Source organism: Elusimicrobiaceae bacterium (assembly GCA_028700325.1).
GTDB lineage: Bacteria > Elusimicrobiota > Elusimicrobia > Elusimicrobiales > Elusimicrobiaceae > JAQVSV01.
This window is the reverse complement of the sequence record JAQVSV010000093.1, coordinates 1-7,034: the sequence shown is the minus strand read 5'-3', so window position 1 is coordinate 7,034 and position 7,034 is coordinate 1. Positions and strand designations below refer to the sequence as shown.

General features: G+C 57.4%; 6 protein-coding genes. All 6 read right to left on the bottom strand.

Going from position 1 to position 7,034, the window contains the following annotated elements:
* A partial coding sequence (locus PHW69_09265; GenBank protein MDD4005370.1) for a DUF3857 domain-containing protein occupies positions 1–1,423 on the bottom strand: 1,423 nt, incomplete at its 3' end.
* A gap of 67 nt (positions 1,424–1,490) precedes the next feature.
* Positions 1,491–2,441, bottom strand: coding sequence for a glycosyltransferase family 2 protein (locus PHW69_09260; protein MDD4005369.1), 951 nt, complete (start codon positions 2,439–2,441; stop codon positions 1,491–1,493).
* The gene (locus PHW69_09255; GenBank protein ID MDD4005368.1) at positions 2,428–4,107 is read right to left on the bottom strand and encodes a glycosyltransferase; all 1,680 of its coding nucleotides are present in this window, start codon (positions 4,105–4,107) and stop codon (positions 2,428–2,430) included. Before PHW69_09255 ends, PHW69_09260 begins: the two co-directional genes overlap by 14 nt.
* 21 nt (positions 4,108–4,128) lie before the next feature.
* Complete coding sequence (locus tag PHW69_09250; protein MDD4005367.1) at positions 4,129–4,824, bottom strand: methyltransferase domain-containing protein; 696 nt, start codon at positions 4,822–4,824, stop codon at positions 4,129–4,131.
* 10 nt (positions 4,825–4,834) lie between these two features.
* On the bottom strand, positions 4,835–6,232 hold the full coding sequence (locus tag PHW69_09245) for a DUF2142 domain-containing protein (protein ID MDD4005366.1): 1,398 nt from the start codon (positions 6,230–6,232) through the stop codon (positions 4,835–4,837).
* Positions 6,229–7,034 (bottom strand): hypothetical protein (locus PHW69_09240; GenBank protein ID MDD4005365.1); only part of this gene is annotated, 806 nt, incomplete at its 5' end. The genes PHW69_09240 and PHW69_09245, both read right to left, overlap by 4 nt.

Sequence of the window (7,034 nt, the reverse complement as noted above, 5' to 3'; positions counted from 1 at the left end):
CCAGTTTGTGCCCGAAGATGTTGAGGACCACCGTGCCGTAGTCGAATCCCGCTATCGAGGGAGACCGGTAGTCGTAGCCGGTGGAGTCCAGAAACACATGCCGGCCGCTTATTTCCGCCACGGTGATGCAGTGGTCGAACCCCAGCTGCGGAATACGGAAATCCAGCTCGGCCTGGTCGTTGGTGTTTATAAGCACCGGCGAAGCCTTTATGCCCGCCGCATTGAGCATTGCGGTCAGCAGCAGCGCCTTGTCCACACAACACCCGTACCGGCGTTTCCAGGTAAGATTGGCGTCATAGCCGCCCCAGCCGGAAGCCACGCCCACTTTCAGCGCTATATAGCGGATTTCTTTCTGGACGTAATGGTAGATTTCAGCCGCCTTTTCATCTTCGGTTTTGCAGTTTTTCACAAGGTCAAGAGTGAACCGGGCCAATTCGGGGGACGGTTTCGTCCGTTCCTCATACAGTCCCGCCGTCCAGTCCAGCACCGGGCCCCAGTTTTTGAACAGCGAACCGAGCAGGAACGGCGCGACGTTCTGGTAGGCCGGCATATTCGGTTCCGCGGCAAGCGGCTCGATGTTTTCCAGCCGCCAGCTGTAGGTTCTGGTTTCGCTGGCGCGCGTAACCGCGGGCTGTTCAGGAGCCGGAGCGGGAAAATTGCGCGTCGAGTAAAAAAAGTCCTGCGACGCGGGCACTGTTACCCTTACCTGGGAAACCCGCACCGGGCCCTGATCGTCCGCAAAACCCCAGCCGGGGAAGAAGAAATCCCTGCGGAACGGGTTGTAGGTTTCCAGTTCGGTTTCGTAGTCCACAATCGAACCGGCCTGCACGTTGGGCATTTCGTAGATGCTGCAGATGTTGCCCGCCACAAAAAAATCGCCACTGCCATCCTGCGGGCGGGAGGTTTCGATCCGGGCGGGATCGAGCGGATAGACCGCGCCGTCCGGCGCGTACACGCTCGCCTTGGTTATGCGCACGCGTTCGCGGCCTTCCTCGGCGCAGCTGCCCACGGTGCCCCACTGCTGTTTAAGGCTTTCTTTGAGTATCTGGCGGATCTGGTGATTGCGGAAAACCTGCGTGCCGTCGGGTTTGAGGACATATTCACCGCTGTCAAGCAGGATCAGCCCGTTCATGCCGCTGTAGCGCGCGCCGAATTCGCGTGCCTGCCCGAATGCGGCCGCCGCGTCGGCCTTGTCGCGTTCGGTTACCGCTATAGCGGCGGCTTGCGGAGCGGACTGGCCGGCAAGCTGGATTTCCAGTATGTCTTTGCGCGGAAGTTGGGTGCCGTTTTCCAGTTTCACCGTGCAGGAGGAGATCAGGCTGACCCGCGCCGTGATGTCTTCACCCGACCTCAGCACTATAATTTCCGCCCGCCCTGGCGGGCTTAAAAGCATAACGACGGCTGTGACAGCGAAAAGTTTCATCTGTTCCTCCAATACAATATACCAACTATAGCAAAAAAGATCCGGCGGCACATGCCGCCGCGGTGCGCTATACCGAAAGAAAAAAACCGATGGTGCGCAGCGGGCCGTTTTTGCGGATGCCGTTTTTAAACAGGAAAATGCGTTTTTGGATAAACCCCAGCGAGCCCAGCTCCGCATAAGTTTCCAGCCAGCCGCGCGTTTGCGGCGCCAGCAGTTTCTCATACCGCCTGACAAACTCGCCGGCCTGCCGGCAGGCGCGTTCGATGCTGTTTTTGCGGGAACTTAACATTCTGCGGGAAACAAACGCGAGCGACCATTTGTGCGCGCCCGTGTCGTTTCCGCCATGCTGGCGGTATAAAATCAGGGGAGTGGGATCATAGCCGATATGCCCGAACGCGCAGGCGACCATGGCCAGCCACCAGTCGTGCATCTGCGCCTGCGGGGGGATCGGCGCCGCCAAATCCCTCAGCGGGCGGTTAATAAGAGTCGTGCAGCCGGTGACAACATTCTGTGCCGCCAGCCGCGGCAGGATTTCCGCCGTACTCGGCAGCAGGTTCTGATAAGCCATGAACGAAGCCGCCAGCGGTTTGAGGTTTTTGTCCGCTACCGCAAGATCGGTATGCACCAGAAGCGGCGTGGCGGTTCCGTGTTCCGCTTCCAGCCGGCGCATTTCAGTCAGGGCGGCGGCAATCTTGCCTGTCAGCCAGACATCGTCCTGATCGCAAAGCATGAAGTAATCGGCCGACACGTTCTCCAGCAGGTGCGCGAAGTTGCGGCAGGCGCCGCCGGTTTTAATGCCGTCCTTAAGCACGCGCAGTGCTGGAAAACGCGCGGAATAAGAGTCAAGGATGCCGGGCGTGGAATCGGAGGATCCGTCGTCATGCGCCAGCACAAAACTGTCCGCCGGCAATTGCTCCAATACTGAATCGAGCAGCTGCGGCAGATATTTCTCGCCGTTACAAGTCGCCAGTAAAACGGCGAGAAAGGAGGTTTTGTTTGCGCTGTTATCGTGTTGCAAGGCTGAAATCTCCTTCGGGTGACAGATTGGGATTATAGAAAGGGTCTCCGCTTTTAACCGATTCGCTCCATCTGGCGGCAAAATGCGCCAGTTCCGTTTCCGGGAATATGGCGCAATCCGTCCGGTCTGCCCTGTCGAAACGTGCGTAAGGCGTCCAGACAACCGTTTTTCCAAACGCGCGCACTCTGAGGCAATAATCAATTTCACGCAACTCGGTCTGATAATAAGGATCGAACCCGCCGGCATTTTCAAACACGCCCCGGCGCGTAACCAGACAGCCAGCCGCGGCGCTGATATTCTGTATTATGTGGGTGCGGCACATATAGCCCATCCGCGAGTCCGGCGCATTTTTATGCAGGGGCCGGGGCAGGCAGTCAGGACCTATAAGGTATCCGCAGTTGGTTATCCGGGTTGCGCCGTTGAGAATTTTTCCGCCGGCCGCGCCCACGCCGTCGCGCAGCGCGTGCTCCAGCATGCCGCAGAGCCAGTCATTGTCACGGGGCAGTATCCCGCCGTTAATGAAAGCGAATGCGGCGGCCCGGGTTTTTAACGGGGCCAGCACCCCGCGCCCGATAACGTTAATTTCCTTGCCTGCAATGCGGCGCGGCGCGGCGTTTTCGTCCGCAAGCACAAAAAACTCGCAGTCCGGCAGAGCCGTTCCGGCGATAAGGTTTTGCAGATAGGCGTCGTCCGCCCGGGCCGCCGGCACGAACACGGCCGTTTTTACCGCCGGGGCGGAGTAGGAAATCCGGTAAATGCCCTGCGCGCAGCCGGCCAGCACATCCGCTTTCCGTCCGGTGCGTTCCAGATGTTCCTCAAGCGCTTTGCGGCCGGAAACACAGGCGTAAGGTTTGGCGTTCTCGTCGTCAGATGTCGAGCCGGGCACCACCCGCCAGCTGTACAGCACTTTCGGGATATGGTGGATGCACCGGGCTTTTTCCGCCGCCCGCAGGAGCAGGTCGTAATCCTGCGAGCCTTCGAACCCGGGCCGGAACGGCCCGGCGGCTTCCAGCAGGGATTTTTTTAATACCGAAAAATGGCAGATATAGTTGTAGCTGCGGAAAGTGTCGGGCGACCAGTCGGGCTTGAAATGGGGGAAAAAACGGGTTTTGCCGTCGGCGGCCAGTTTATCCTCGTCAGAATACAACAGATCCGCTTCCGGGCCGGCATTAAGCGCGGCAACCACTTCATAAAGCGCGTCGGGCCTTAAAATATCGTCGTGATCGAGCAGGCCGATGTAGTCACCGCCGGCCATTGCCAGAGCGGCGTTGGAATTGCCTGTAATGCCGTCGTTGGTTTGCAGAAACCGCACTTTTATGCGGGGGTCGCGCGCGGAGTATTTTTCCAGCGCGGCGCGGCCGGGCCAGTCGGCGGGCGAACCGTCGGCCAGGCACAGCTCCCAGTTTGCGTAGGTTTGCGCCAGAACTGACTTCAGGGTTTCCTCCAGAACGGAAAGCGGGGTGTTATAAACCGGCGTGATAATGCTGATTTTCGGGCTGAACCTGAATTCTTTCGCGCGCTGCCCCGCAAGCTGTTGCGGTGACGGGCCTGTTTTCGCGGCGTAACTTGCGTAAGCGGCGCTGGCCCGCAACTTTGCAAACGCCGCGCCCGGCAAGGCCAGCAGGCCGTGCCTTTGTGCGAATTTGCGGATTTTTGAAAATTTCATACCACTGCGCCCTCTGCGGTTTTATTTGTCCGCGCAGGCCCCGCCGCGCAGTTTCGCGGCAGCCCGGCGCACGATGGAACTGTAAAACGCCGCGCAGAACGGCTTGCGGGCCTGCATTTTAAGCCATGAGCCTGTCCAGCCCGTCTTGCGGCGAAACAGCATCGCGTCTTTTCCGATGGTTTTTTTGAAATTGAAGCGCGGATCTTCCGCGAATCCGTTTTCGGCGAAAAGATCGCGCCAGTACCGGTTTGGCTGCACATTTATATGGGTGGGCTCCTCAAAATCATCGGAGGTTGAGGAAACAAGCACCGTATCGCTCAGCTCGCACATGCGCCCGATGGCCAAACGGCCCTGCTCCGGCGCAAGGTGCTCGATCACTTCGATGGAAATGACCAGATCGTAGTGTTTCAGGGAAGGGGAAAACTGCCCGGCGCTGGAAACCCGGCAAAACGGTTTGATGTCGGGGCGCACCTGGCTGATGGCGTATTCCGATATATCAATTCCTTCGGCCTGCACTCCCAGATCACGCAGCGATTCCACCAGAAACCCTTTCGCGCAGCCTATTTCAAAAGTCGTGCGCGGCGCGATTTTAAGCGCGATATGGCCCGCCAGCGAGCGGAAAAATTCCAGCCATTGCGGCACGCTTCTGTCATAGGGCACACCGTTTTTGTTGCATGATCCGGCGTAATATTTTTCATTATAGGGATGTTCCGCCATTATCGCTCCGTCAAGACCAGAATCTTTTCCAGACCGCGCCGTAAAGACTGCTGTACATAAGATAAAGCCATACCGTCGCCACCGCGCTTTTCAGGATTTTTATGCCGCGTTCCGAAAGTTTCACCAGTTCCGGCGCGGCGATAAGAAACAGCGCCATGCCCGGCAGGAAGTAACGGCCCTGCACACCCACTATTACGTCCAGACCTACCTGGGTAAAGGCTACATAGCAGCCCAGCAATATCACAAACAGGAGAAGCGCCAGCCCGGCCCATATCGTTTTCCGTGGCAGCCCGGTTTCGCTTTTGAAAGTTACGGCGGCGGCCAGCATTGCCGCCAGATATGCGAAGATGGAAAATTTTGAGGCTGGCGCGTCGAGCCAGCCGAACGAGCCGATCATGCCCCGCAAATAAGAAAACGAAAGAATCAGTTTCCCCATGGCCGCAAGCATTAAAAACGGGTGTGCCAGGACATAGGCCGCCTGCCCCTGCGATTTGCCGACCAGAATTCCGGCCGCGGCCATTGACCAGCCCGCCGCAGGCAGCAGGGCCGCCGCGATCAGAAAAAGCGAGCCGGGCCACCTCTTTTTCATATCCCGCTGCATATACGCCAGTTCCAGCACGAACGGAATTACCAGATAAATGTATTTGCACAGGCCGAGCAGGACGCTTGTCATGATAAACGCGAACCGTTCGCCCCCGGTTGTTTTATCTGCCGTGGCGAGCATGGCGAGCCCCTGCGCGGTTGCCAGAAACGCCAGCGTGTTGGTCACGCCGTCGGTGCTCGCGCATGCTGCCAGCGCAATATGCATGGGAATAAAAGCGGCGACGGCGTAAAGCAGCGATTCCCGTTCAGAAAACCGTTTTTTGATTATTTCAAATCCGATCGTGATGAATATCGCCGCGCACAATAACGAAGCCAGCCGCGCCAGATAAAGCGCGTAAATGGCTTTTAGCGACAGAATCCGTGCGGCCAGTACACCGGCTGACAGCGGCAGATACGCAACCGGACTGTACGCGGTAGTATTGAAATACAATGCGACATCACTGTCAGCCCGCCTTTTTGTGGCGGCAAAATTATCCGCTGATAACGGCGGACTGTTTTTTACCAGCGTTTTCAGCTGCGGCAGTGAAAAGCGCGTGTCCTCTTTAAAAACCAGATAATTTACCGCCTTGACGTCCGGTTCGAGCGCGGAGGGGAAAAGGGTGTCGGGTGTGTCGGGCCGGGGCAGCCAGTCGCCGCGCACCAGCTGAAAGGAACGCATGAAATGGGCAGGCTCGTCCGGCATCTGGTAGGGCGGAGTCAGCGCGGCAAAAAACAGGCCGCTTGCAAAAAAAGCGAAAAAAAACAGCCAGCCCTCCCGCGAAAACCCCGCGAGCTTAAGTTTCCCAAATATGTTTGCCGGATTCAAGCTGTTCTCCGTAAGTCTGCAAAATTTTTCAATTCTTTAAACAGGGTTCGGAATTTCGACTGGTCTATTCCCAATTCCCCGGCCATTTTGCAAGTGTACCAAATTGCGCCCGCCCCATAAATAATTCCGGCCGCAAACAGGCGCACCGCAAACCAGTAATGCGGTTTGGGCAAAAAGGATGTGAGCCATACGGCGCAGACTGACAGGGCAAAAAACACCGCCGCATACCGCAGCTGGAATGAAAAACCGTTTTTCCAGCCATTGCTTCTGCAGATGTAAAACATCTGCAGGTTGGCTAGCGCGGCCTGAATAACTGCGGCTTTCAGCGCCAGACCGGTCGCGCCCAGTCCCAGGCCGGGCACGGCATAATCCGGGCCGGCCAGAAAGAAATAGGCCAGCGCCGAACTTGTTACCGTTGAGGGGATAGTCAGCCACATATTGGCTTTTGTTTTGCGGGTGGCCATCAGATAGGCGTAATTGATTTGTCCGACCGCCTGATAGGTGGTTGCAAAAATCATCAGCGCAGTGCAGGCCGTCGCGGCGGCGTATTTGTTTCCCAGCAATACCGAAATGGCTTCGCCGCTGAACGCGATAACGAAATAGGCCATGCAGCAGGTGGCGAAATAAAGCGTCCGGGTTGATTTCAAATAGAGATCGCGGGTACGCTCGATGTTTCCCTCGGTGTGCGCATGCGAGATTTCTTTCCAGAAGATGTTGGAAAGCGAAGCAGCGCCCACCAGCATTATCACCGACAGCTGTTCCCCGACCGAGAAAAACCCCTGCTGCGCGGCTCCCGCGAAGG

Bases quoted from the DNA above. Each gene is read 5' to 3' on its own strand.
- PHW69_09250 (MDD4005367.1), bottom strand. From the start codon at position 4,824: ATGGCGGAACATCCCTATAATGAAAAATATTACGCCGGATCATGCAAC.
- PHW69_09255 (MDD4005368.1), bottom strand. From the start codon at position 4,107: ATGAAATTTTCAAAAATCCGCAAATTCGCACAAAGGCACGGCCTGCTG.